This window comes from Sphingorhabdus sp. Alg239-R122 (assembly GCF_900537065.1).
GTDB lineage: Bacteria > Pseudomonadota > Alphaproteobacteria > Sphingomonadales > Sphingomonadaceae > Alg239-R122.
Genome location: NZ_UNRC01000002.1, coordinates 92,385 through 115,712, shown reverse-complemented (window position 1 = coordinate 115,712; position 23,328 = coordinate 92,385). Strand labels below are relative to the sequence as shown.

The following is a 23,328-nucleotide window of genomic DNA, read 5'->3' as shown; positions in this document are numbered from 1 at the left end:
CACAGAGTAGGCACGACCGCAAAGAGCGTGAAACCTGCAGGGAATCGCAACAGGGAAAGAATGGTCAGTGTGGCAAAAACAGATATAAAACAGGAGACTGAGACGCTAACCCCACGCACAGAGCGCGGCCGCAAAACATTGCGCAAGCTGCTCGACGCCGCCGCATTGGAATTTGGCGAGAAAGGCTATCACGAAACCTCAATTGTCTCGATCACCGCCCGCGCGGGCGTGGCGCTGGGCAGTTTCTACACCTATTTCCCGTCCAAGGATGCCATTTTCCGCGGCCTGGTCAGCGACATGTCAGCACAGGTCGGCAAACATGCCGCCGCCGCAATGGAGGACGCACCCGATGCATTATCGCGCGAGCGCATGGCGCTACAGGGATTCCTGGAATTCGCATCCGAGCACAAGGAAATCTACCGGATCATCGACGAGTCAGAATTCGTCGATCCGGAAAGCTATAAAACCCATTACACAACCACCGCCGAGCGCATATTGGCGCGCCTGCAATCCGGCGCAGAGGCCGGGGAAATACGAGACGACGTAAATGAACTCCACGCATGGGCGCTAATGGGCATGAATGTGTTTCTGGGCCTGCGCTATGGTGTGTGGGGCCATGATATGCGCGCAGAAGATGTCGCTAGGGCAGCCAATGACCTTCTCGCAAGGGGATTGAAGGGGTAGCTTTTTACCTTCTTCACACACCTTCAATCCAACTCCGTACGCCCCGCCTGATGCTTGTCTGAACCTCACTGCGCTGGGATAACGGATTGACTGAACACGATATCACCCCCGCAGCAAAAACACCGCATGTTCCGCCATCAGGTTGGCTGCGCCGCGGCCGGTTTGCGTGTCGCCGGAGAGAAACCACTGCCCGTCCTGCACCAGCCCCTTGTCGCGGATGAGGGCGCGGAAGTCATCAACCGTGACATGGTGAATATTGGGCGTATCATACCATTGTTCGGGAAGCAGCCGCGTCACCGGCATGCGCCCGCCCATAAGCAGCGACAGCCGCACCCGCCAGTGCGCGAAATTGGGAAAGCTCACAAAAGCCTGCCGCCCGATGCGCACCAGTTCATCCAGCACGAGGTCGGGCCGTTTCACCGCCTGCAACGTCTGGCTGAGTATCACATAGTCGAAACTCTGGTCCGGATAATGGACAAGGTCTTTCAGCGCATCACCCTGTGCCACCGACAGCCCCCGGGCCATGGCGGCGGCCACCTTGGCGGGGTTGATTTCCATGCCCAGCACATCCGCGCCGCGCGTCTCCACAAGTTCCTGCATCAGCACGCCGCTGCCGCAACCAATATCCAGCACACGCGCACCATCGGCCACATGGGCGGCAATGATTTTCTGGTCGGGGCGCAAGCTGGTCATTTGTAAATATCCGGGAAAAGGCGCTGCATAACGCGTTCCGGTTGCGGGTGCACTTGCCAACCCATTGTCCTGTACAACCCCTGCGCATCGGCAGTGACCAGCAGCCAGCTGCGGATATCCTGCAGGCTGTCATGCTGCTCCAGTGCCGTTATCATAGCCCGTGCCAGCCCCTGGCCGCCATGGTCCGCCAGTACATAAACATCCGCGAGATAAGCAAACGTCGCCGCATCTGTGATATAGCGGGCGAACCCGACCTGGCTGTCCTTATAGAATACGCCCGCACATAGCGAACCTTCTATGGACCTCCTTACGACATCCATTGGTATTCCTTGCGCCCAATAGCTGTCACAGGACAGATATTTGTGAATAGCCTCAACCTGCATGTCTGCCCGGGTTAGAGAGATGGAATAATGATCAGGCAAATTTTTCATCGCTCTTCTCCATTCCCCAAAAACCCGCGTATGATCGCCTCCATTTCCGCATTTTCCAGCAGGAAAGCATCATGGCCGAAAGGTGATTCCAGTTCGACGAAGCTCGCATCCGCGCCTGCGGCATGGAGCGCCTGCAATATGGTGCGCGATTCCGCGGTGGGGTAGAGCCAGTCGGTGTTGAAGCTAATCAGGCAGAATCGCACAGGGGTTCCGGCAAAAGCCTTGGCGAGCATGCCGCCATGCGCCTCTGACAGGTCGAAATAATCCATCGCGCGCGTGATATAGAGATAGCTGTTCGCATCAAAGCGTTCGACAAAGTTGATTCCCTGATGGCGCAAATAACTTTCAATCTGGAAATCCGCATCAAAGCCGAAAGTCTTCGTGTCACGGTCCTGCAGCCGCCGGCCAAATTTTTCGGTCAGACCGGCTTCGGACAGATAGGTGATATGCGCGGCCATGCGTGCCACGGCCAGGCCCGCCGAGGGTGCCGCACTGCCATCACCATAATATTCACCGCCCTGCCAGCTGGGGTCCGCCATAATCGCTTGCCGTCCCACTTCATGAAAGGCGATATTTTGTGCGCTGTGCCGCGATGTCGAAGCGATAATGGCCGCCGCGCCGACGCGCATAGGGTATTGCGCAGCCCAGCTAAGCGCCTGCATGCCGCCCATAGACCCGCCAACAACCGCGTGCAGTTTTTCAATCCCCAGATGATCAAGCAGCATTGCCTGCGCACGCACCATGTCGGCAATGGTGATGACCGGAAAGTCCATCGCATAGGGCTTGCCAGTGACGGGGCAGATCGAAGCTGGTCCGGTCGAACCCATGCAGCTGCCCAGCACATTGGCGCAGATAACATGATAGCGGTCCGTATCAATCGGCTTGCCCGGCCCTACCATGCGCACCCACCATCCCGGTTTGCCAGTGACGGGGTGATCGCTCGCCACATATTGATCGCCAGTCAATGCGTGGCAGATCAGGATTGCATTATCTTTGTCCGCATTGAGCATGCCGTGGCTGGCATAGGCAATTTCCACACCCTCCAGCTGCTTGCCGCAATCGAGCGGCAGCGGGGAACCGAGTTTGACAGACTGACTATGGCGATCGGCATTTTGCATTGTGCAACGGCGCTATTCCGCCTTGCATGGCGCTGTCAATGCAAAGCTTGCGCGCTTTAACACTTGGCACGACCTGTAAAGCAGCGCTAAAGCCCGTGATTATGACAAAGCCGACCCAAAACCGCCCGCCGCCCAAACCTTATGTACAGGCAATCCACGCCTATGTGCCGGGCAAGTCATCGGGTGAGGACGGCAGGCCGTTGGCCAAATTATCCGCCAATGAAAATCCGCTGGGGCATAGCCCGAAAGCACGGGCAGCGATGCAAACTGCCGCTGCGGCAAGCGGTGCGCTTTATCCTGATCCCGATGCGGCAGCGCTGCGGCAAGCGATCGCACACGCGCACGAACTGGACGCCGCGCATATTGTATGCGGCACTGGATCGGACGAACTGCTCAACCTTGCCGCGCAGGGTTATGCAGGGGAAGGTGATGAAGTCCTTTATGTGCGTTATGGCTTTGCCGTTTATGACATTGCCGCACGGCGTGTGGGAGCTACTCCCGTCATTGCCCCGGACAGCGATTATGCGACTGATATCGACGCGTTGATCGGCTGCATCACTGAACGGACACGGGTGATATTCCTTGCCAACCCCAACAACCCCACCGGTACATTGGCAAGCCGCGGTGACATTGCCCGGTTGCACGCCGCCATCCCTTCGGATGTATTGTTCGTACTGGATCAGGCCTATGCTGAGTATCTGGATGAAGCCGATGATGATGACGGACTCGCCTTGGCACAGACAGCAGACAATGTGCTGGTAACGCGCACATTTTCCAAGATTTACGGCCTGGCAGGCGAACGCATCGGCTGGGCCACTGGACATGCCGACATTATCGCCACGCTGAACCGGATACGCGGGCCGTTTAACGTAACATCCACCGGGCAGACGGCGGCAATAGCGGCACTCACCGATCAGGAATTCGTGGCACATTCACGCACACACAATGCAAAATGGCGCGACTGGTTGATGAATGAAATAGAGGCGATGGGCAATTACGGCCTTTCCGCTGTGCCTTCGCACACCAACTTCGTGCTGGTGCTGTTCCCCGATGCCGCTCTGGCAGAAACGGCGCTGAACGGATTGATGGAGGCGGGCTATATCGTACGCTGGATGCCCGGGCAGGGATTGCCCCACGCCCTGCGCATCACCATTGGCAGCGAAGCCGATATGCGCGGGCTCTCTGCAGCACTGCGCGACATTATGGAGGCTGAGACATGAGCGGCGCGCCATTCCAGCATGTCGCCATTATCGGGCTGGGGTTGATCGGCTCCTCTATCGCGCGCGCTGTACGTGAATATATACCAGACATGCGCACTTCCGGCTTTGATGCCAGTGAAGAAACCCGCGCGAAGGCCAAAGCACTGAAGCTGTGCGACCATATCGGCAGCAACCCCGCTGATGGTCTGGATCAGGCCGATCTCGTTATTCTGTGTGTCCCCGTGGGCGCAATGGAACAGGTGCTTGCTGACATCGCCCCGCATCTGGCGACAGACGCGGTCATCAGCGATGTCGGCTCCTGCAAGTCTAGCGTCATAGCCGCAATGCGCGCGAAAGTACCAGGGCATATCTTCATCCCCGCGCACCCCGTCGCGGGCACCGAGAAAAGCGGACCTGATGCCGGTTTTTCCAGCCTGTTCCAGGGCCGCTGGTGCATTGTCACACCCGATGCGAATACCGACAGCGCAGCCGTGGAACGGCTCAGCCGTTTCTGGCAGGTCTTAGGTGCAGATGTCGAAACCATGGACGCCGCTCATCACGACATGGTGCTCGCCGTGACCAGCCATTTGCCGCACCTTATCGCCTATACGATTGTCGGCACCGCGTCTGATCTGGAAGATGTGACACAAAGCGAAGTCATCAAGTACAGCGCCGGCGGCTTTCGTGATTTTACGCGTATCGCCGCGTCCGATCCCATTATGTGGCGTGATGTTTTCCTGTCCAACAAGGAAGCCGTTCTGGAGATGCTGCAGCGCTTTTCCGAAGATTTAAGCGCCCTGCAGCGTGCCATTCGATGGGAAAAGGGAGATGAGCTGGAAGAACTGTTCACCCGCACTCGCGCGATTCGCCGCGAGATTATCGAAGAAGGCCAGGATGACGCCGCCCCCGATTTCGGGCGTAGTCATGAGTGAGATCAAACAGGCTCCCCGTTCAGCGCATTAATCGCTTCATGCACCCGCGCCTCGATTTCCGCACGCGGCAGGCCGGGGGGGATTTCTTCACCGATCAGATAGGTAACCACGCCTGGTTTTTTGACAAAACTGTGCTTGGGGCTGTGCAGTCCGGTATTCACTGCAATCGGCACCACCGGCAGGTTTGCAATTTTGTATAACCCGGCGAAACCCGATTGCAGTGGGGGGCGCTCACCATGCGGGACGCGGGTACCTTCAGCGAAAATAACGATCGAACGCCCCTTGGCCACAAATCCGCGCACTGTGCGCAGCATCTGGCGCAGGCTGCTGGCCCCACCCCCGCGATCGACAAATATCATGCCATAACGCCGCGCCACCGCGCCCCAGAAAGGAATACGCGAAAGCTCCTGCTTCGCCACTACACCGGGGTTTTTAAACAGCCGCAACACTTCTATCGTTTCAAACATGCTTTCATGCTTGATCGCATAAAGCACAGGTTTTTCGCTGAACTCACCGATAATATTTACGCGAATGCCCAGGAAAATCCGGGCACACGCATAATGAAAATGGCCCCATCCATGCGCGCAGGCACTCAAAAAACGCTGCGAAAAGGGGAAGCCGATTAACGCCGCCAGCACAACCAGCAGCGACCCAGTATAAAACACTGGTGCAAACAGCAACGAGCGGACAAGATTGATCAGATATCGCATGACGGACGTATGCCCTAGATATTTGCCGCGCCCGCGGCAAGACTGAACAGATATTTGTGATATTCGAGGAACAGCGTTTCGAGTGTCGGCTCGCTGCGCACTGCGTCTGGTTTTACCACAACGCCTGCTGGCAGGGCATGCTCTATTTCATTGCGCGCACGACGCATATGCCAGTCGGTGGTAACCAGCCGTATCGACTTATAATCATGCTCGGCTATCCAGGCCGCGGTTTCCCCGCCATTGGTGCGCGTATCGACAGCATCAAAGCCAAGATCAATGCAGCAGCTGAACAGCCGGAGCGGCTTGTCATATTCAGCGGCCAGCTCAGGCGCCCTTACGTCGCGATCAACACCCGAAATCAGCATCTGGGGCGCCCAATTTTTTTCAAGCACCTCAAGCCCGCGGTCAATCCGGTTGGGGCCGCCGGTGAGCACGACAACAGCGTCCGTTTTCTCCTTACCCATCGGTTGGGGCAGGGCAATGGTGAACCAGGCGAAGCCCAGCATCCACAATAGCAGTAAAGCTGATACAAACCGTATAATCACAACATTTTCCGTAAGGCGCGCATAATGGTCACGCGCGCGGTGAGCATGGCCAGCACTATGCCGCCAATGGGGATAAGCGCCAATATCGCCCAATCATGCCAGCGCAGCAAGCCTGATTCGAGCAAACCTGAACCAATTTCGCCCATCTGCACCGCGATAAAGAATAAAACCATCAGCGCCGCAATAATACCAACCGCGCCGCCAAAACCGGCATCCAGGCCGATGCGCCTTTGGAAAAGACGGGTTATCTGCCCGTCAGTGGCCCCCAGAAGATGCATGATATCGATTGTCTCGCGGTGCGTATCAAGCGCGCTGCGCGCTGCCAGCAGAACTGTCGCCGAAGTCGCAAAAGCAAGCAGCAAGACAAGGCCAAGCGCCAGATATTGTAGCGATTTCAAAAGATTGAAAACCGGTTTGAGCCAGGATCCATGCGCATCAATGCGTGCGGCGGGCGCAATATCGGTCAGCAGATCGCGTATTTCATCCAGATTCGCCTCTGTCGCCGGGCCATTCAGGTCAAGGTCAATCAGTGCGGGAATAGGTATCGTATCATCCAACCCGTCCGAGCCGATCCACGGTGCCAGCATCTCTTCAACGTCGGTCTCTGACACCGGCTCTACCTTTTCCACCAGCCTGATTTTACTCAGCGCTTCGACCGCAGCGCCCGCCTGTTCCGCGCGCAGATCGGGGTTGGCCTCGACTATCTGCACCGTTACGCGCCCGGCAAGATCGGCATTCACCCTGTCTGCCGATGCCCGCACGGAAAGTCCGGCCGCCGCTGCCAGAATGGTCAGGAACATCATGATCGCGATCACCCACGGCATGGGCCCGGTCAGACGCCCTTCGGGTATAAGGCCCCGGTCCTGCGCGGAAGGAAGGGTAAAGAAAGCCATGACTAACCCCCTTGCCCCGCATCGCCGGGCCGTGGCGGATAACGCAGCGCACCTGTGGGATCAGACAGCCGCCCCTTGTCCAGGCGCATCATCTGCGCATTTTTCACCTTGCTGAGCAGGTGCAGGTCATGTGTTGCAACTACCACCGTAGTGCCAAGTTTATTCAACGCTTCAAACAGCTGCAACAAACGCAGCGCCATATCAGGATCAACATTGCCCGTAGGCTCATCGGCAACCAGAATCTCCGGGCGAGAGATGACGGCACGCGCAATCGCCACACGCTGCTGCTCCCCGCCCGATAGTGTTGCCGGACGAGCGCTGGCACGCTCCCCGATGCCAACCCAATCGAGCGTTTCCGCCACCGGCTGCTGCAACTCACGCTCGCTCACCCCCGCCACGCGCAACGGCAGGGCTATATTATCAAAAGCGGAAAGGTGCGGCACCAGCCGGAAATCCTGAAACACAACACCGATACGGCGGCGCAATGCGGGCAATTCCTCACGCGGCAGGGTAACTGCGTCGGTGCCGAACAGTTTGATGAGGCCGCGGCTGGGCCGCTGGGCCAGAAATAGCAGGCGCAGCAGCGATGACTTACCCGCCCCCGATGCACCTGTCAGGAAATAGAAACGCCCGGGAAACAGGGTAAAGCTTATGTCGGACAGCGTTTCAGTATCCGTGCCATAACGCAGGCCCACATTTTCAAATTGCACAATGCTGTCCATCGCAAAAACCGATAGGGTCTTTTCGCCGCCGGATAAAGGATATTTATTGGCGCAATATCCCCTGTCCGGTCAATTTCGTTGTGTAAAACCACCTATCCGACCTTGCCACAAAGCGCGCGCGTGTGTTTAGACAACAGCTATGATTATCGCCTGCCCAGCGTGCCACACAAAATATGCGGTGCCGGACAATGCCATTGGCATTGATGGCCGCACGGTGCGCTGTGCAAAATGCCAGCATAGCTGGTTTCAGGAGGGTGCGCCTGTCGATGTCGCGCCGCCGCCAGCTGATTCAGCAGCGCAGGCGCCATCTGAGCCACAGCAGCAGGAAAACGAAACCGAGCATCCTGACCCGGTAAAACATGTTGAGGCCGATGAGACTGCTGGTCGCGTAAACGCAAAGATGGAGCCGGAACCCGCCGAACAGGGTGAGGCGGACATTCCAGCACCTGCGCCAAGTCCACCCGTACAGCAGCCTGCGCCGGAACCGGTAGATGCCGATACAGGTGAAATAGACGCCGTACAGGAAGAACGGGCACCATCCACCGCCATTGCCCGGCCACGGCGCAACCCGGCACGGTTATGGACGATATTGGCCATTGGCTTTGCTCTGCTAGCGGCCCTCACCATCGGCGCAGTCTCTTATTTCGGACTGCCTGGATTCCTTGGCGGCGGCGCGACATTTGCCGAGCAGGAACCCGACCTTATCATTGAGTTCCCAGTCGAAAAACAGGAACGGCGGCGGGCGCCGAGCGGCACCGAATATTTCGCCGCCAGCGGTACCGTAGTAAATACCGGCACCACGACGCAGAAAGTGCCGGACATGCTGATCGTATTGCGCGACGCGCGCGGGCGGATCGTCTATAACTGGGAAGTGAAGGCGCCGGTGGACGAGCTTGGTCCCGGCGAACGCGCCAATTTCAATGAAGCGGTGGTCGATATCCCCCGCTCTGCCACAGTGGCGGAAATTGGCTGGTCCCCTTCAGGCTGAATAGGTTGTCGATCAGACCCCTTAATTGGCGCCCCTGCCGGATTTACACATTTTGCCCGCAATAGATATTGCGCACCCGCGCGGCCTTTGCTAATGGCACGCGCCTACCTTGCAATATGGACATGCGGCCGTGGCGGAATTGGTAGACGCGCAGCGTTGAGGTCGCTGTGGGAGTTAAATCCCGTGGAAGTTCGAGTCTTCTCGGCCGCACCAGATTTGATAAGCCAATGCCTGGCTACCAACTGGCTCCATCCACCTGTTCCAACGGTACATCCTGCCAAAGCTTGCGATCAAATATGCGTACGTTTACGCCCATACGGTCCTCAGGTGCTGTTAACGCCGTCCAATGCGTTGCATTACCGCAATGCCGGCACCGCCAGAATGTAATGGCCCTGTCCCCCTGCACATATCCGGCCATGCCATCGTTTTTCGCATCCACTGTGACATCATTCGGGTGGTAATAGGCCCCAAGCCAGCCTGTCCTGCTGCATATGGAGCAATTACAGCTGACCAGTTTTTCAGGCAGCGACGGCACGGAAATAGCGACCGCGCCGCAATGGCATGTTCCAGTAATTTTACCCATCGATTATGTCCTTACTCGTAAACTGTTATGGAACATAAGTAGAACATGCTCTGATAGGCGTCAATTCTTATAAGCCGCCAAACCATGACAATCCGATATTCAGCAGATTATGCGGATGCTTGTGCATCACCGCTGCCGTGCGTTTCGGCAAATATGTGCCAGACCGCCAGGAACGCGGCGGCGAGCAGCGGGCCGATGATGATGCCGTTAAACCCGAATAACTGCAAGCCGCTCAGTGTTGTTATCAGGACAATATAATCGGGAATGCGCGTTTCACGCCCCACCAGTATCGGCCGCACCACATTGTCGACCATTGAGATGATGAAAACGCCACACAGTGCCAGGATGATACCATCCCACAATGCGCCTGTTACCATCAGATAAATGGCGACAGGCGCCCATACCAGCCCTGTGCCAATCGCCGGGATCAAAGAAAGAAAGCCCATCAGCACACCCCAGAGCAATGCGCCGGGAATATCCAGCATATAGAATATGAACCCGCCAATCGCGCCCTGCAATATGGCAACCACCCCTGTCCCGTTGATGGTCGCGCGGATCACGACAATGAACTTGGCGAGCAATGAACGGCGCTGCTCCGCATGCAGCGGGATCGCCGTTTCTATTTTCCGTGCAAGCGCATCGCCGTCACGCAGCAGGAAGAAAGTGAGGTAGAGCGTAACACCCAGCGCAAGGAAAAAGCTAATCGCGCCCTGGCCAATTTTGAAAAGCTGTGAAATCAGGAATTCCAGTACATTGGTAACGCCCGCATAGAGCCGTTCACGTATCGAGGCAGTATCGGCAAAACCATAAGCCTCCAGCTGCTCACGCATCCATGTGGGTAGCGCCTTTTCCGCCGCCGCAAAAGCTTGCGCAAAATCAATCTCACCCGATCGCAGGCGTTCATAAACCTCCGATGCCTCACCCACCAGCGCAACGCCCAGCGCCAGCGCCGGTGCGATCACCAGCGCAATGATGATAAGCAGTGTCAAAAATGCCGCACTGTTCAGTCGGCCCGGCAGAAATCCGAGAATCCGCTTGTTGAGCGGCATGAACAGCACCGCCAGTATGATGCCCCACAAAATTGCACCCAGAAATGGCTCGATCAGCCACGCAAAAGCCAAAGTGACAATCGCCAGCAGGACCAGCAGGAAATTCCATTCCAGTCCGGATGTCGAAGGCTTGCCTTCATCCATATTACCGATCCTGCCTGCTTATGTGTTTCATAACCATAAGACACCACTAGCAACCGATTGGGTTATAGGCAATATGGCTTAACGCAGGACTGCCGCGGCTTTGGCATTTGCCGTTATTGCATCAACATCTGGCACGTCCCCTGGCACAACCCAGCTTCCGCCAACGCACAGTATTTGCTTATGCGCCAGCCAGTCGGCAGCGGTTGATACCTTTATGCCGCCCGTGGGGCAGAATTTGCACTGGCCAAACGGCCCGGCCAACGCCTTAAGCGCAGGCAGGCCGCCCGACGCTTCGGCGGGGAAAAACTTGAAATGGGTCAGGCCTAAATCTAGCCCACGCATAATGTCACCTGCACTGGCAATGCCGGGCAGGAACGGAATATCGCGCTCCACCGCGGCCTTGCCCAGATTGTCCGTTAGGCCAGGAGCGACGATAAATTCGCTGCCTGCCTTAATCGCAGCATCCAGCTCATCCGGATTGGTGACGGTGCCTGCCCCGACAATAGCGCCCGCTACCGTTTTCATTTCGCGGATCACGTCGAGCGCGGCATCGGTGCGCAGTGTCACCTCAAGCACGGTCAGGCCACCCGCCACCAAAGCCTTTGCAATTGGCACGGCATGGGCCGCATCGTCCACCACCAGCACGGGGATGACCGGCGCGGTGCGCATGATTTTCTCGATAGGCTTCATAGTGCGTGCTCCTTCACAAATGCCGCTGCCGCGCCATAGAGGCCCGGCTCGTCATGCAATAACTGTTTGACGGGAATATGCTCCATCAGCGATTCAAACCGTCCCTTGGCGACAAAACGCTGACGGAAACCCGATTCAGGAAGCTTGCCTGCAATGCGGTTGCCAAGACCGCCCGCCATCACCACGCGGTGTGCGCCCTGTGCAAGCGCAAGGTCACCCGCCACTGCGCCCAGGCACAGGCAGAACCGGTCAAACGCAGCCGATGCCAGACTGTCTTCTCCCGACAATGCCAGTTGCCAAAGCTCCCGGTCATCCAGTCTTTGCGGTGCTGCGCCTTCCATTTCGGCAAGCGTGCGATAAATGACCTGCAGGCCCGGGCCAGAAGACACACGCTCCACCGACACGCGCCGATGAGTTTCACGCAGGTTTGACAAGAGCCGATCCTCAACATGGTCAAGCGGCGCAAAATCAATATGCCCGCCTTCCGTCTCCGTCACATGATAGCCATCTGCTTGATGCAGAATATGCGCCACGCCCAGCCCGGTGCCCGGCCCCACTATAGTAGTCACGCCGTGCGGAGATGCTGTTTCTTTCGGCCCGCAAATATGGCTGAACATATCTTCATCCAGCACCGCAACGGCATGGCCCACCGCCCCAAAATCATTAACTAGCGTATATCGGTCCAGCTCCAGTTTGTCGCATATCAACGCAGGCCTGACCAGCCAGCTGCTATTGGTGAAATAGATAACGTCGCCGCCCAGACGGCCCGCCAGCGCCAATGCGCCATCACGCGGCAGCGTCCGGCCAATCTCACGCCCATAGGCCTGCCACGCGATTTGCAGGCTGGCATGGTCGGCGCTTTTCATTTTGACGATATGGTCCAGTCCGGTGACATGTCCATCCTCGATCAAGGCGATGGCAAAGCGCGCATGCGTGCCGCCAATATCGGCCACAACCAGCTCGTGCACGTTCAAAGCCCCGCTTCTTTCAGCATTGCGCTGCCGCCCATTTCCGCAGGATCGCTATGATGGCGCAGCATGGCAAACAGTTCGCGACCTGTCCCCAACGGCACAGGCGGCACTTCAGCCTGTTCGCGCGCGTCCCATTCTGCGGCATCGACCAGTGCGGCAAGCTCGCCCTTTTCCGCACAGACACGGACCATGTCGCCATCGCGCAATTTGCCGAGCGGCCCGCCATGATAGGCTTCCGGGCTACAATGGATCGCCGACGGTATCTTGCCGCTCGCGCCCGACATACGGCCATCGGTCACGAAAGCGACCTTGAAACCCTTGTCCTGCAATACACCAAGCGGCGATGTGAGCTTGTGCAGTTCGGGCATGCCGTTCGCCGCCGGTCCCTGAAACCGCACCACAACAACCACATCACGGTCCAGTTCGCCGCGCTTGAAGGCTTCAGACACCTGATTCTGGTCGCTAAACACTGCCACCGGCGCTTCAATGGTCCAGCGGCTTTTATCGACTGCGCTCACTTTCATGGTGGCCCGGCCCAGATTACCTGACAACAGCCGCATGCCACCATCCCCCTGAAACGGATCTGCCACGGTTTTGAGGATCGTTTCATCCAGACTGTTCACTGGTGCAGGCTTAAAGACCAGTTCGTCATTTTCTATCACGGGTTCCAGCGCACCTTGCGCCAGTGAAGCACCATAAACGGTGCGGATATCGCCATGCGCCAGCCCTGCGCTCAGCAGCTCGCGGATCACGAACGGCATGCCGCCCGCCGCCGCGAAATAATTCACATCGCCTGCTCCATTAGGATAAACAGCGGCAATCAGCGGCACTGCTTTTGACAGTTCGTCCATATCGTCCCAATCAATGGCGATACCCGCCGCGCGCGCAATGGCGGGCAGGTGCAGCATATGGTTGGTCGAACCACCCGTTGCAAGCAGGCCGACTACGGCGTTCACAATCGCCTTCTCATCGATACAGTGCCCAAGCGGGCGGTAGTCGTCTGCGCTTTCATCTCCGACGCCCCAGCCGATTTCTGTGACACGGTGTACAGCGGCACGGGTCAGTTCCTGCCGCAACTTATTTCCCGGATTGACGAACGAGCTACCTGGAATATGCAGCCCCATCATCTCCATCATCATCTGGTTTGAATTGGCTGTACCAAAAAATGTGCAGGTGCCCGCCCCGTGATAGGAGGCAGACTCGGCCTCGAGTAGCTCTTCCTCACCCACTTTGCCCTCGGCATAAAGTTGCCGCACGCGGATTTTTTCCTTGTTGGCAAGGCCTGATGGCATGGGACCGGCGGGGATCAGGATGGTCGGCAGATGTCCGAACCTGAGTGCACCGATTAACAACCCTGGCACGATCTTGTCACATATGCCGAGCAGCAGCGCGCTTTCAAACATGCCGTGACTGAGCGCCACCGCCGTGCTCATAGCAATCACATCGCGGCTGAACAGCGACAGTTCCATGCTGTCCTGCCCCTGTGTCACGCCATCGCACATCGCAGGGACCCCGCCCGCCACCTGCGCCGTTGCGCCTTTTTCACGCGCGAAAATCTTGATCTGTTCGGGGTACCGCCCATAGGGCTGATGCGCGGACAACATGTCATTATAGGCGGTGACAATGCCAATATTCATCGCCTTGCCGGTGCGGATCACTTTTTTGTCATCACCCGATGCCGCAAAACCATGTGCCAGATTGCCACACGACATATTGGGCCGGTGTACCCCCGCCCCACGTTGCCGGTCGATTAGGTCCAGATAGGCTTGTCGTGTCGGACTGGAACGTTCGATAATACGCTGCGTGACTTTTTCGAGCGTGGGATGCAAGGTCATGAGGGACTCCAGAATATTGTGATCGGACACGTCGCCGCACCAAGCAGCCGCGCAATGGGCAGATCATTTTCACCTGCCATGGCAGCATCCAGAACGGCGCGTTTTTCATCACCGCTGACAAGCAGCATGATGGCATCGCTATTGGTGAGTGCGGCCATGTTCAGGCTGACACGATCAAATGGTGCTTCAGGTGGCAGTGGGTCGGGCGTGTTGCGCACGATTTGCGCCGCGCCGTCCGGCTGTGGGTCCATATTCGGAAATAGCGAGGCAATATGCCCGTCCGCGCCCATGCCGAGCCAGACAAGATCAAAATGCGGTGGTTCCAGATCTTCAGCCAGTGGCGTGATATAGGCCTCTGTCGCGCCCAGATGTTTTTTCAGCAGGCCATAATTGCTGGCTTCATGGTCCGCCGGCACGCAGCGGTCATCGGTCAGCCATATCTGCACACTGCCCCAGTCCATGTCGCGCCTGGCAAACTGTGCCAGATACGGCCCCGGCGTACGTCCGCCCGGCACCGCCAGCTGCGCATTTTCCCTGCTCGTGATGGCCGCTTCGATAAAATCAGCGACCGCCTCCAGGCTGGCACTATCGGCATAATGGATATCACTCATTCCAGCTCACTCCGTCGCGTTCGGTAAGTGCGATGCTGCCCGCCGGACCCCAACTGCCCGAGCCATAGAGCTTGGCCTCAATCTCTTCACGCGCCCATGTCGCGCGGATATCATCAATCCAGCGCCATTGTGCTTCAACCTCATCCCGGCGCACGAACAGCGTCGGATCGCCATCAATCAGATCAAGCAGCAGCCGTTCATAGGCGATGCGCCGCTGCGCTTTTGAGAAAGCTTGAGTCAGCGAGAGGTCAAGCGGGACTTCGCGCAGCACCACGCCCTCACGGTCCATGCCCGGTTCTTTTGCCATGACCTGCAACCGCACATATTCTTCCGGCTGCAACCGGATCACCAGCCGGTTGGCATTGAGCTTGCCGCCGCGCTCGGCAAAAATGTTATGCGGCACACATTTAAACTGGATCGCAATTTCACTGCGCCGCTCGGCCATGCGCTTGCCGGTGCGCAGGTAGAACGGCACCCCGTTCCAGCGCCAGTTATCGACATGTGCTTTGATAGCCACAAATGTCTCGGTATCCGAAGCCTTGCCGAAATCTTCGGCATAACTTTTCACCGATTTACCATCGATTGCGCCATCGCCATATTGGCCGCGCACCATTTCGTCGGGTGCGACTTTGCGCAAATTGCGCAGCACCTTGACCTTTTCATCGCGCACCGAGGTTGAATCAAGATTGGCAGGTGCCTCCATCGCGGTAAGCGCCAGAAGCTGCAGCATATGGTTTTGCACCATGTCACGCAATGCGCCGGTGTCGTCATAAAACCCGTGCCGCCCCTCCAAACCGACCGTTTCCGACACGGTGATCTGCACATGGTCGATGCCCTGCGAATTCCAGAGCGGTTCGAACATCATATTGGCAAAGCGCAGCGCCATCAGGTTCTGCACCGTTTCCTTGCCCAGATAATGGTCAATGCGGAAAATACGTTCTTCGGGGAAAACGCTGGCCACCGCATCATTAATGACGCCCGAGGATTGAAGGTCATTACCGAGCGGTTTTTCAAGGCCAATGCGGACATTTTCACCCGTAAGGCTCGCCGCATCGAGACCCTTGATGGTCGGTTCAAACAGGAAAGGTGCGGTGGACAGGAATATCGACAGCCCGCCCGAAATATCTCCCAGCTTTTTCGCAAGCGCATCGAAGCCCTCAATGGTCGAAGCGTCGAGCGCCTGATAGGCGAGCCGGTCGAGAAAGCTCTGCAGTTTACTTTCATCGCGGCGATCATCAGGAAGATATTGCAGCAAAGCCTCACGCGCCAGCGCCTGATATTCTCCATCCGACATAGCGCTACGCGCCGTGCCGAAAATACGCAGGTCAGGCGCGACCAACCCGTCTTCATGCAGAGCATAAAGCGAAGGCAGCAACTTGCGCTTGGCCAAATCGCCCGTAGCGCCAAAGAGTAAGAGCGTTGAGTAACTGCCCTGCATAATCATCCCCTCGCAATTGCCCGTCAAATCTTCTGTCCAAGGCTAGACCGGTTTGTGAAAAAAAGCATCATGCATATGTATGCATCACTTTATTTCAAGTCCTTATATACCCTGTATGACATCGTTGTCTTTTTCTGTCTATAGTGAGGTATAGCGCCCCACGATGCATCACGCAGATGTTGATCGCAGCCAAAATCAACCATGGCAACATGGGAGAAATCCCACGCATTGGCTTGAAAATATCTCTTTTTGCTTGTTTTTGACGTATTAATGCATAAATACAGGCAAAATTGAATTGATTAAGGGATTCTTCCCATGGATAATATGCAAATATCAGAACTGGTAAGCCGGGCAGAGCAGCTCGCAGGCCAGACCGGGCAGTCGCTGTCGACCATCTCACGCAAATTGCTCAATGACGGCAAGGGCCTTGCGCGCCTGAAGGATGGCGGGCAATTGACCTTGAAAACGCTCGAAAGCGCAGTCCAGAAGCTCACCGAGCTGGAGCAGGTCGGGCAGGCGGCTGCCCCCAAAGCCCTCACACATCTCGACCGACTGGAAGCAGAAAGCATCCACATCATGCGCGAAGTGGTGGCCCAGTGCCAGAACCCGGTCATGCTTTATTCAGTCGGCAAGGACAGCGCAGTCATGCTGCATCTGGCGATCAAAGCATTCTATCCTTCCAAGCCACCTTTTCCGCTGATGCACGTCGACACAACATGGAAATTCCGTGAGATGATCGAATTTCGCGACGCCATGGCCAAGGACCTTGGCATGGAACTGATCACGCACAGCAATCCGGATGGTATTGCTGAGGGCGTCGGCCCTTTCACGCATGGCAGCGCGGTGCATACTGACATTATGAAGACACAGGCGCTTAAACAGGCGCTCGATATGCATAAATTCGATGCGGCCTTTGGCGGTGCCCGGCGCGACGAGGAAAAATCGCGCGCCAAGGAGCGCGTCTTTTCCTTCCGCAACGCCCAGCACCGCTGGGACCCGAAAAACCAGCGCCCGGAACTGTGGAACATCTACAACACCAATGTCGCCAAGGGCGAATCGATGCGGGTCTTCCCGCTGTCCAACTGGACCGAACTCGACATCTGGCAATATATCTACAAAGAGCAGATCCCGCTTCCCGGGCTGTATCTTGCGGCCAGGCGTCCGGTTGTTGAACGCGACGGGACACTGATCATGGTCGATGACGAGCGTATGCCACTGGAAGAGGGCGAAGTACCCGAAGAGCGCATGGTGCGTTTTCGCACGCTGGGCTGCTACCCGCTGACCGGGGCGGTTGAAAGCGAAGCGACAACATTACCCGAGGTGATTCAGGAAATGCTGCTCACCACCACATCCGAACGGCAGGGCCGTGTGATTGACAGCGACCATGGTGCATCGATGGAAGACAAAAAAGCGGAAGGGTACTTCTGATGGCCGAGCAAGAATACGCATATGAAACCGACGTCCGCATTGCCGGCGATATTCTGGGCTATCTGGAAAGCCATGAGCAAAAAAGCTTCCTGCGCTTCCTGACCTGCGGCAGTGTCGATGACGGCAAGTCCACGCTGATCGGACGGCTGCTTTATGACAGCAAGATGATCTATGAGGACCAGCTTGCCTCGATCGAGAGTGACAGCAAAAAAGTCGGTACACAAGGTGAAGGACTGGACCTTGCACTGCTCGTCGATGGGCTAGCCGCAGAGCGCGAACAGGGCATTACCATCGACGTCGCTTACCGGTTTTTTTCAACCGAAAAGCGCAAATTCATCGTCGCCGATACCCCGGGGCATGAGCAATATACCCGCAATATGGCAACTGGCGCATCCACCGCGGACGTCGCCATCGTGCTGGTCGATGCGCGCCACGGTGTGCAGGTGCAAACCCGCCGCCACAGCTTTATCGCGTCGCTGCTCGGCATCCGTCATGTCGTCCTCGCGGTTAACAAGATGGACCTGCTGGATTTCAGCCAGAACCGTTTCAACGAGATTGAGGAAGAATATCGCAGCTTTGCGAAAGACCTGGGCTTCAGTGAAATCACCTGCATCCCCATGTCGGCGCTGAACGGTGACAATGTGACCGGGCGCAGTGACAGCTCCCCCTGGTACAAGGGGCAGACACTGCTCGAATATCTGGAAAATGTCGATGTGCTCAGCGAAAAGGAAGGTCGCCCTTTCCGCTTGCCGGTGCAATGGGTCAATCGCCCGAATCTCGATTTCCGCGGTTTTTCCGGCACAGTGGCATCAGGTCATGTCAAACCGGGCGAAGAGATAATTGTCATCCCGTCAGGCAAACGGTCACGGGTGAAGGAAATCGTCACCTATGACGGCAATCTGGACGAGGCGATGCCCGATCAGGCAATAACCCTCGTGCTGGAAGATGAAATCGATATCTCGCGCGGCGACGTGATCTGTTCGACAGATGGTCCCGCTGAACAATCCGACCAGTTCATGACGCATATCCTGTGGATGTCGGAACAGGAAATGTTCCCCGGCCGCCAGTACCTGTTCAAGACCGGCAACAAGACCGTAGCCGGCAGCATCACCGCGCTCAAACACACGGTGAACGTCAATGACCTGAGTGAAGATGCTGGCAAGACGCTGCATCTCAACGAGGTCGGTGTATGCAACATCTCGCTGATCCAGCCGATTGCCTTTGACGCCTATGCTGATAACCGCAAGACGGGCAATTTCATCATTATCGACCGGTTGACCAACGAAACCGTTGGTGTCGGCATGATCGACTTTTCGCTGCGCCGCGCGGACAATGTGGTGTGGCAGGACCTGGAAGTGGGCAAGGCGCAGCGCGCATCCCAGAAGCACCAGAAGCCAGCAGCGCTCTGGTTTACCGGCCTGTCGGGTTCGGGCAAGTCGACCATTGCCAACCTGGTGGAAAAGAAGCTCTACGACATGGGCCGCCACACTTACATACTGGACGGTGACAATGTGCGCCACGGCCTGAACAAGGACCTGGGCTTTACCGATGCCGACCGCGTGGAAAATATCCGCCGCGTATCAGAAACGGCAAAGCTGATGCTCGATGCTGGCCTGATGGTGTGCGTATCGTTCATCTCCCCCTTTCGCAGCGAGCGGCAGATTGCGCGTTCGATGATGGAGGATGGCGAGTTTATCGAAGTGCATGTCGATACCCCGCTCGAAGTTGCCGAAATGCGCGATGTGAAGGGGCTTTACGCAAAAGCACGCGCCGGGGAGATCAAGAATTTCACCGGTATTGACAGCCCGTATGAAGAACCGATGAATGCCGAAATCACGATCAACACTGTCGATATGAGCGCCGAACAGGCCGCCGAAAAAATCGTGACATGGCTCGCCGCCAACGGATATCTGCAGGAGGGGTGATGTAACGCCCATGTTGCCCCACCGTACTGTTAACCATATCCAAAACAAATGGTGGTAGCAGTACATTATGCGGAGAATTTCCCAACCTGTGACCATCGCTGTGCTTGCATGCGCGCTTGTGCTCCAAATCAACACGGCATGGACAAACCATAACAGGCCGGAACCCGGCAGGCCCTATAAGCAGGTGCGCAGCGACATGGTCGCCAGTGCCGCTGCATCGGCGGACCGTGTTGATACCGTTGTACTGGGTGATAGCATCGCCGAGTCCATCTGGCTGGATGGCATGTGCGGCACCACGCTCAATGCCAGTGTCGCAGGCGCCACGACCCAGCAGATTTCCGATTTGGGCGAGAGGGTTTTTGCGAAACTGCGCACCCGCAAAGTTCTTGTCGCGATTGGCACCAATGATGCCTATCAGGGCATTGCCGATGATGCTGCTTTCGAGGTCAGATACGATGCGATGTTGGAGCGCCTGCCCACGCGTCCCTTTGCGCTAGTCGGCATCGGCAACAGCGATATTGCCAACGCCTATGTGAAGGCAAAAGCCGCAGAAATCGAAGCAGTATTCATCCCGCCCATCGCACCTGAACATACGACCGACGGCATCCATCCGGATGAAAAGGGTCGGGAAATATGGCGCAATCGCGCCGTCAGTGCATGCGCCCGGAGCGAAAAAACTTCACCCTTGGCCTGAGCGGCCAATGCCCGTAGCATCGCAGGCATGACCACATCATCCGATAGCGATATTGAACAGTTCAGAGCAGAAGTGCGCGGATGCAATATCTGCTCTGACCTGCCGCTCGGGCCGCGGCCGATATTCCAGATCGATCCACGCGCGCGTATACTGATTGCGGGGCAGGCGCCGGGGCGCATCACCCATCACAAAGACCAACCTTTCGATGATCCATCGGGCGAGCGGCTGCGCGCATGGATGGGGATTGACCGGAGCATATTTTACGATACTTCCAAAGTCGCGATTGTGCCGATAGGGCTATGTTTTCCCGGCACCGGCAAAAGCGGTGATTTTGCCCCCCGCGCCGAATGTGCGTCTGCATGGCGGGAAAAGATGCTGGCACGCATGCCCGATATTGCCTGCACTCTGGTGATCGGCCGCTATGCACTCGACTGGCATATCGGACCGCCGAAAAAGGCGAGCCTCACTTCCATCGTACAAGATTGGAAAACCCACGCGCCTGTGCGCTGGCCGATGCCGCACCCCAGCCCGCGCAACAATCGCTGGCTGAAAACAAATCCCTGGTTTGAAAGCGATGTGCTGCCTGCACTCAGGGCCCGAATCGCCTCTTTACTGAACGATTAGTCAAGCCGCCTTCCGGCTTAGCGCAACATGACGTTTCAAGTGGTGACCTGCATCCCCAAATTCACTGTCGATCATGGTGAGGCGTTTGAAATAATGGCTGATTGCCACTTCGTCCGTCACACCAATGCCGCCGAAAGTCTGCACTGCGTTCTGGCCAATAAAGCGCGCCGCCTGTCCGGTCCGTGCCTTGGCCATGGATGCGAATTTCGCGCGCTCCGCCGCCGGTTCACCCAGCTTGAGAGTGATAAGGTATGACATCGATACTGATTGCTCATATTCCATGAACATGTCGGCCATGCGATGCTGCAACACTTGGAACTTCGCGATCGGCACACCGAACTGCTTGCGCTGTTTGGTGTAATCGAGTGTCATTGCATTGGCGACCTGCATCGCGCCGCACGCTTCTGCGCAGAGCGCAGCGATGGCCTCGTCTGCCACCTGCATGACCAGGCCCAGGCTGCCGCCTTCTTCGCCGACCAACGCATCGCCGCCGACTTTCACATTTTCAAAATAGACTTCGGACGCGCGGCGGCCATCGACTGTCGCATAGTCACGCGTGGAAATGCCTTCCGCATCCTTGGACACGATGAACACACTAGCGCCATCATGATCCGCTACATCACCCGAAGTGCGCGCAGTGACGATCAGGTGTGACGCCCATGGAGCGCCAATCACGACCGCCTTATGGCCATTTAGCACATAGCCGTCGCCATCTGCTTTTGCGCGGGTTTCCAGGAAAGCCATGTCATAACGGCCCCGAGGCTCGGCATGTGCGAAAGCAAATACGCGGCTACCGTCAATTATTGCGGCGAGATGTTCATCCTTCTGCGCCTGCGAGCCGCCATGTTTCAGGATACCGCCCGCGCACACCACACTGGGGACAAATGGTTCGACAACCAGACCTTTGCCCAGCTCTTCCATAATGACCAGTGTTTCAATAGGGCCGCCGCCAAAGCCGCCATCTTCTTCGCTGAACGGCGCTGACAATATGCCAAGCTCGGCCAGCTGCGCCCAAAATTCAGGCCGCCAGCCACTGTCAGATTCTATCACCTTGTGGCGTGTTTCAAATGTATATTCTTCACGCACCATACGCGCCAACGTGTCGCGGATCATGGTCTGTTCTTCGGTAAAGTCGAAGTGCATTATCTGTATCTCCTAACCCTTATCAGTGGGTATATATGCTTAAAGCCCAAGCACCATTTTGGTGATGATATTGCGCTGGATTTCATTCGAACCGCCATAGATGGAGGCTTTACGAAAGTTGAAATAGTGCGGTGCGGCATGTGTCGAATAATCCGGGCCAACCGCATTGTCATTGGCCAGGTTATCTTCAAACGAGCGGAAATCGGGGAGGCCATATGTGCCCACCGCCTCGACCGTCAGCTCGGTGAGCCGCTGCTGAATCTCGGTGCCCTTCACTTTCAGGATAGAACTTTCCGGCCCAGGGCCTTTGCCTGCCTGTTCGCCCGCAAGCGTGCGCAGTTCGGTGATTTCCAGCGCTGCAAGATCAATCTCCAGCTGGCTCAGCTTGCGCGCAAAATCAAAGTCTTCGCTCAGTGGTGCGCCATCCATCATTTCAGCGTCCGCAATATCGCGTAGGTTTTCAAGTGCACGTTTTGAACGCGCCACCCCGGCAATACCACTGCGTTCATGCGCGAGCAGGAATTTGGCATAGGTCCAGCCCTTGTTTTCCTCACCAATCAGGTTTTCCGCCGGTACGCGCACATCGGTCAGCCAGACCTCGTTCACTTCATAGCCGCCATCGATCAGTTTGATCGGGCGCACTTCAATGCCTGGTGTTTTCATATCGACCAGAATGAAGCTGATGCCCTGTTGCGGGCGTTCTGCTGTGGGATCGGTGCGGCACAAGAAGAAACCCCAATCGGCATGCTGCGCCAATGTGGTCCATGTTTTCTGGCCATTGAGGATATAATCGTCACCATCCCGCACGGCGGTCGTTTTGAGCGATGCGAGGTCAGAACCCGCACCCGGTTCAGAATAACCCTGGCACCACCACACTTCACCGCTGTGAATGCCTGGCAGATGCTTGGCCTTTTGTTCTTCGTTGCCAAATGTATAGATCACAGGAGCAACCATCGCGACCCCGAAAGGCAGCGGCATCACCGCATTTACCCGCGCATTTTCCTCCTGCCAGATATAACGCTGGGTCGGAGTCCAGCCGGTGCCGCCATATTCTTCGGGCCAAGCGGGCGTGGACCAGCCTTTCTTACCTAATATCTTATGCCATTTCAGGAACTCTTCACGAGTCATATCATCGGCGAGCCCACGCTTGGGCAGATCGGTTGGGTAATTTTCTTCGATAAATGCGCGCACTTCATCACGGAACGCATTTTCTTCGGGGCTGAATTCCAGGTTCATATGGCTCTCTCCTGCATTGTCCACGCGCTTGCTGAAGAACGC

24 protein-coding genes and 1 tRNA gene are annotated in these 23,328 nt (G+C 56.8%); 9 read left to right on the top strand and 16 right to left on the bottom strand.

Going from position 1 to position 23,328, the window contains the following annotated elements; all coding sequences use genetic code 11:
- Window positions 1-69: 69 nt before the first annotated feature.
- Window positions 70-684 carry a TetR/AcrR family transcriptional regulator gene (locus tag G6Q15_RS02505; RefSeq protein WP_240330709.1) on the top strand — a complete coding sequence of 205 codons (615 nt, stop codon included), beginning with the start codon at window positions 70-72 and terminating at the stop codon, window positions 682-684.
- A 102-nt stretch (window positions 685-786) separates the two neighbouring features.
- Here G6Q15_RS02505 and metW read toward each other — a convergent pair whose 3' ends face one another.
- The 3 genes from metW to G6Q15_RS02490 are packed head-to-tail and all read right to left on the bottom strand — an operon-like array spanning window position 787 to window position 2,926.
- Window positions 787-1,377: a methionine biosynthesis protein MetW gene (gene metW, locus G6Q15_RS02500; protein ID WP_164115323.1), complete on the bottom strand. Its 591-nt coding sequence runs from the start codon at window positions 1,375-1,377 to the stop codon at window positions 787-789.
- The gene (locus G6Q15_RS02495) at window positions 1,374-1,808 is read right to left on the bottom strand and encodes a GNAT family N-acetyltransferase (RefSeq protein WP_164115321.1); all 435 of its coding nucleotides are present in this window, start codon (window positions 1,806-1,808) and stop codon (window positions 1,374-1,376) included. Before G6Q15_RS02495 ends, metW begins: the two co-directional genes overlap by 4 nt.
- The gene (locus G6Q15_RS02490) at window positions 1,805-2,926 is read right to left on the bottom strand and encodes a homoserine O-acetyltransferase (RefSeq protein ID WP_164115319.1); all 1,122 of its coding nucleotides are present in this window, start codon (window positions 2,924-2,926) and stop codon (window positions 1,805-1,807) included. Before G6Q15_RS02490 ends, G6Q15_RS02495 begins: the two co-directional genes overlap by 4 nt.
- Window positions 2,927-3,027: 101 nt before the next feature.
- Between G6Q15_RS02490 and hisC the strand changes: the two genes are divergently transcribed.
- Together hisC and G6Q15_RS02480 are read left to right on the top strand one after the other, a co-directional pair.
- The gene (gene hisC / locus G6Q15_RS02485; protein WP_164115317.1) at window positions 3,028-4,146 is read left to right on the top strand and encodes a histidinol-phosphate transaminase; all 1,119 of its coding nucleotides are present in this window, start codon (window positions 3,028-3,030) and stop codon (window positions 4,144-4,146) included.
- Window positions 4,143-5,057, top strand: a complete 915-nt coding sequence (locus tag G6Q15_RS02480) for a prephenate/arogenate dehydrogenase family protein (protein WP_164115316.1) — start codon at window positions 4,143-4,145, stop codon at window positions 5,055-5,057. Before hisC ends, G6Q15_RS02480 begins: the two co-directional genes overlap by 4 nt.
- 2 nt (window positions 5,058-5,059) lie before the next feature.
- Here G6Q15_RS02480 and G6Q15_RS02475 read toward each other — a convergent pair whose 3' ends face one another.
- Genes G6Q15_RS02475 through ftsE form a run of 4 tightly spaced genes read right to left on the bottom strand, consistent with a single transcriptional unit; the run spans window position 5,060 to window position 7,927 of the window.
- The gene (locus tag G6Q15_RS02475; protein WP_345940282.1) at window positions 5,060-5,767 is read right to left on the bottom strand and encodes a lysophospholipid acyltransferase family protein; all 708 of its coding nucleotides are present in this window, start codon (window positions 5,765-5,767) and stop codon (window positions 5,060-5,062) included.
- A 14-nt stretch (window positions 5,768-5,781) separates the two neighbouring features.
- Entirely contained in the window at window positions 5,782-6,312 is a 531-nt protein-coding gene (locus G6Q15_RS02470) for a YdcF family protein (RefSeq protein ID WP_164115314.1), read from the bottom strand.
- Window positions 6,309-7,205: a cell division protein gene (locus G6Q15_RS02465; RefSeq protein WP_164115312.1), complete on the bottom strand. Its 897-nt coding sequence runs from the start codon at window positions 7,203-7,205 to the stop codon at window positions 6,309-6,311. Before G6Q15_RS02465 ends, G6Q15_RS02470 begins: the two co-directional genes overlap by 4 nt.
- Before the next feature lie 2 nt (window positions 7,206-7,207).
- Complete coding sequence (ftsE, locus tag G6Q15_RS02460; protein ID WP_164115310.1) at window positions 7,208-7,927, bottom strand: cell division ATP-binding protein FtsE; 720 nt, start codon at window positions 7,925-7,927, stop codon at window positions 7,208-7,210.
- A gap of 139 nt (window positions 7,928-8,066) precedes the next feature.
- Between ftsE and G6Q15_RS02455 the strand changes: the two genes are divergently transcribed.
- Together G6Q15_RS02455 and G6Q15_RS02450 are read left to right on the top strand one after the other, a co-directional pair.
- Window positions 8,067-8,915: a zinc-ribbon domain-containing protein gene (locus G6Q15_RS02455; RefSeq protein ID WP_164115308.1), complete on the top strand. Its 849-nt coding sequence runs from the start codon at window positions 8,067-8,069 to the stop codon at window positions 8,913-8,915.
- A gap of 124 nt (window positions 8,916-9,039) precedes the next feature.
- Window positions 9,040-9,128: transfer RNA gene (locus G6Q15_RS02450), tRNA-Leu, on the top strand.
- Window positions 9,129-9,150: 22 nt separating this feature from the next.
- Here G6Q15_RS02450 and G6Q15_RS02445 read toward each other — a convergent pair.
- The 7 genes from G6Q15_RS02445 to zwf form a co-directional block, all read right to left on the bottom strand.
- Entirely contained in the window at window positions 9,151-9,498 is a 348-nt protein-coding gene (locus G6Q15_RS02445) for a GFA family protein (protein ID WP_164115306.1), read from the bottom strand.
- Window positions 9,499-9,605: 107 nt separating this feature from the next.
- Window positions 9,606-10,691 carry an AI-2E family transporter gene (locus G6Q15_RS02440; protein ID WP_164115303.1) on the bottom strand — a complete coding sequence of 362 codons (1,086 nt, stop codon included), beginning with the start codon at window positions 10,689-10,691 and terminating at the stop codon, window positions 9,606-9,608.
- Between the two features lie 78 nt (window positions 10,692-10,769).
- The gene (gene eda / locus G6Q15_RS02435) at window positions 10,770-11,381 is read right to left on the bottom strand and encodes a bifunctional 4-hydroxy-2-oxoglutarate aldolase/2-dehydro-3-deoxy-phosphogluconate aldolase (protein WP_164115301.1); all 612 of its coding nucleotides are present in this window, start codon (window positions 11,379-11,381) and stop codon (window positions 10,770-10,772) included.
- On the bottom strand, window positions 11,378-12,349 hold the full coding sequence (locus tag G6Q15_RS02430) for a glucokinase (protein ID WP_164115299.1): 972 nt from the start codon (window positions 12,347-12,349) through the stop codon (window positions 11,378-11,380). Before G6Q15_RS02430 ends, eda begins: the two co-directional genes overlap by 4 nt.
- Window positions 12,350-12,351: 2 nt before the next feature.
- On the bottom strand, window positions 12,352-14,187 hold the full coding sequence (gene edd / locus G6Q15_RS02425; RefSeq protein ID WP_164115297.1) for a phosphogluconate dehydratase: 1,836 nt from the start codon (window positions 14,185-14,187) through the stop codon (window positions 12,352-12,354).
- On the bottom strand, window positions 14,184-14,798 hold the full coding sequence (locus G6Q15_RS02420) for a 6-phosphogluconolactonase (protein ID WP_164115295.1): 615 nt from the start codon (window positions 14,796-14,798) through the stop codon (window positions 14,184-14,186). Before G6Q15_RS02420 ends, edd begins: the two co-directional genes overlap by 4 nt.
- Complete coding sequence (zwf, locus tag G6Q15_RS02415; protein WP_164115293.1) at window positions 14,791-16,236, bottom strand: glucose-6-phosphate dehydrogenase; 1,446 nt, start codon at window positions 16,234-16,236, stop codon at window positions 14,791-14,793. The genes G6Q15_RS02420 and zwf overlap by 8 nt, the downstream gene beginning before the upstream one ends.
- Window positions 16,237-16,551: 315 nt before the next feature.
- Between zwf and cysD the strand changes: the two genes are divergently transcribed.
- From cysD to G6Q15_RS02395, 4 genes are all read left to right on the top strand, one after another.
- A complete protein-coding gene (cysD, locus tag G6Q15_RS02410; RefSeq protein ID WP_240330708.1) occupies window positions 16,552-17,664 on the top strand; it encodes a sulfate adenylyltransferase subunit CysD in 1,113 nt (370 codons plus the stop codon).
- On the top strand, window positions 17,664-19,589 hold the full coding sequence (gene cysN, locus G6Q15_RS02405) for a sulfate adenylyltransferase subunit CysN (RefSeq protein WP_164115291.1): 1,926 nt from the start codon (window positions 17,664-17,666) through the stop codon (window positions 19,587-19,589). The genes cysD and cysN overlap by 1 nt, the downstream gene beginning before the upstream one ends.
- 67 nt (window positions 19,590-19,656) lie before the next feature.
- The gene (locus G6Q15_RS02400) at window positions 19,657-20,283 is read left to right on the top strand and encodes an SGNH/GDSL hydrolase family protein (protein ID WP_164115290.1); all 627 of its coding nucleotides are present in this window, start codon (window positions 19,657-19,659) and stop codon (window positions 20,281-20,283) included.
- 27 nt (window positions 20,284-20,310) lie between these two features.
- Window positions 20,311-20,907, top strand: a complete 597-nt coding sequence (locus G6Q15_RS02395; protein ID WP_164115288.1) for a uracil-DNA glycosylase family protein — start codon at window positions 20,311-20,313, stop codon at window positions 20,905-20,907.
- Here G6Q15_RS02395 and G6Q15_RS02390 read toward each other — a convergent pair whose 3' ends face one another.
- Both G6Q15_RS02390 and G6Q15_RS02385 read right to left on the bottom strand, forming a co-directional pair.
- Entirely contained in the window at window positions 20,908-22,050 is a 1,143-nt protein-coding gene (locus G6Q15_RS02390; protein ID WP_164115286.1) for an acyl-CoA dehydrogenase, read from the bottom strand.
- A gap of 39 nt (window positions 22,051-22,089) precedes the next feature.
- On the bottom strand, window positions 22,090-23,286 hold the full coding sequence (locus G6Q15_RS02385) for an acyl-CoA dehydrogenase family protein (protein WP_164115284.1): 1,197 nt from the start codon (window positions 23,284-23,286) through the stop codon (window positions 22,090-22,092).
- Between the last annotated feature and the right edge of the window lie 42 nt (window positions 23,287-23,328).

What these genes read in the sequence shown, in the direction of transcription:
- metW (WP_164115323.1), bottom strand. Translation starts at nt 1,377, where the DNA reads ATGACCAGCTTGCGCCCCGACCAGAAAATCATTGCCGCCCATGTGGCC.
- G6Q15_RS02495 (WP_164115321.1), bottom strand. Translation starts at nt 1,808, where the DNA reads ATGAAAAATTTGCCTGATCATTATTCCATCTCTCTAACCCGGGCAGAC.
- G6Q15_RS02490 (WP_164115319.1), bottom strand. Translation starts at nt 2,926, where the DNA reads ATGCAAAATGCCGATCGCCATAGTCAGTCTGTCAAACTCGGTTCCCCG.
- hisC (WP_164115317.1), top strand. Translation starts at nt 3,028, where the DNA reads ATGACAAAGCCGACCCAAAACCGCCCGCCGCCCAAACCTTATGTACAG.
- G6Q15_RS02480 (WP_164115316.1), top strand. Translation starts at nt 4,143, where the DNA reads ATGAGCGGCGCGCCATTCCAGCATGTCGCCATTATCGGGCTGGGGTTG.
- G6Q15_RS02475 (WP_345940282.1), bottom strand. Translation starts at nt 5,767, where the DNA reads ATGCGATATCTGATCAATCTTGTCCGCTCGTTGCTGTTTGCACCAGTG.
- G6Q15_RS02465 (WP_164115312.1), bottom strand. Translation starts at nt 7,205, where the DNA reads ATGGCTTTCTTTACCCTTCCTTCCGCGCAGGACCGGGGCCTTATACCC.
- ftsE (WP_164115310.1), bottom strand. Translation starts at nt 7,927, where the DNA reads ATGGACAGCATTGTGCAATTTGAAAATGTGGGCCTGCGTTATGGCACG.
- G6Q15_RS02455 (WP_164115308.1), top strand. Translation starts at nt 8,067, where the DNA reads ATGATTATCGCCTGCCCAGCGTGCCACACAAAATATGCGGTGCCGGAC.
- G6Q15_RS02445 (WP_164115306.1), bottom strand. Translation starts at nt 9,498, where the DNA reads ATGGGTAAAATTACTGGAACATGCCATTGCGGCGCGGTCGCTATTTCC.
- G6Q15_RS02440 (WP_164115303.1), bottom strand. Translation starts at nt 10,691, where the DNA reads ATGGATGAAGGCAAGCCTTCGACATCCGGACTGGAATGGAATTTCCTG.
- eda (WP_164115301.1), bottom strand. Translation starts at nt 11,381, where the DNA reads ATGAAGCCTATCGAGAAAATCATGCGCACCGCGCCGGTCATCCCCGTG.
- edd (WP_164115297.1), bottom strand. Translation starts at nt 14,187, where the DNA reads ATGACCTTGCATCCCACGCTCGAAAAAGTCACGCAGCGTATTATCGAA.
- G6Q15_RS02420 (WP_164115295.1), bottom strand. Translation starts at nt 14,798, where the DNA reads ATGAGTGATATCCATTATGCCGATAGTGCCAGCCTGGAGGCGGTCGCT.
- zwf (WP_164115293.1), bottom strand. Translation starts at nt 16,236, where the DNA reads ATGCAGGGCAGTTACTCAACGCTCTTACTCTTTGGCGCTACGGGCGAT.
- cysD (WP_240330708.1), top strand. Translation starts at nt 16,552, where the DNA reads ATGGATAATATGCAAATATCAGAACTGGTAAGCCGGGCAGAGCAGCTC.
- cysN (WP_164115291.1), top strand. Translation starts at nt 17,664, where the DNA reads ATGGCCGAGCAAGAATACGCATATGAAACCGACGTCCGCATTGCCGGC.
- G6Q15_RS02400 (WP_164115290.1), top strand. Translation starts at nt 19,657, where the DNA reads ATGCGGAGAATTTCCCAACCTGTGACCATCGCTGTGCTTGCATGCGCG.
- G6Q15_RS02395 (WP_164115288.1), top strand. Translation starts at nt 20,311, where the DNA reads ATGACCACATCATCCGATAGCGATATTGAACAGTTCAGAGCAGAAGTG.
- G6Q15_RS02390 (WP_164115286.1), bottom strand. Translation starts at nt 22,050, where the DNA reads ATGCACTTCGACTTTACCGAAGAACAGACCATGATCCGCGACACGTTG.
- G6Q15_RS02385 (WP_164115284.1), bottom strand. Translation starts at nt 23,286, where the DNA reads ATGAACCTGGAATTCAGCCCCGAAGAAAATGCGTTCCGTGATGAAGTG.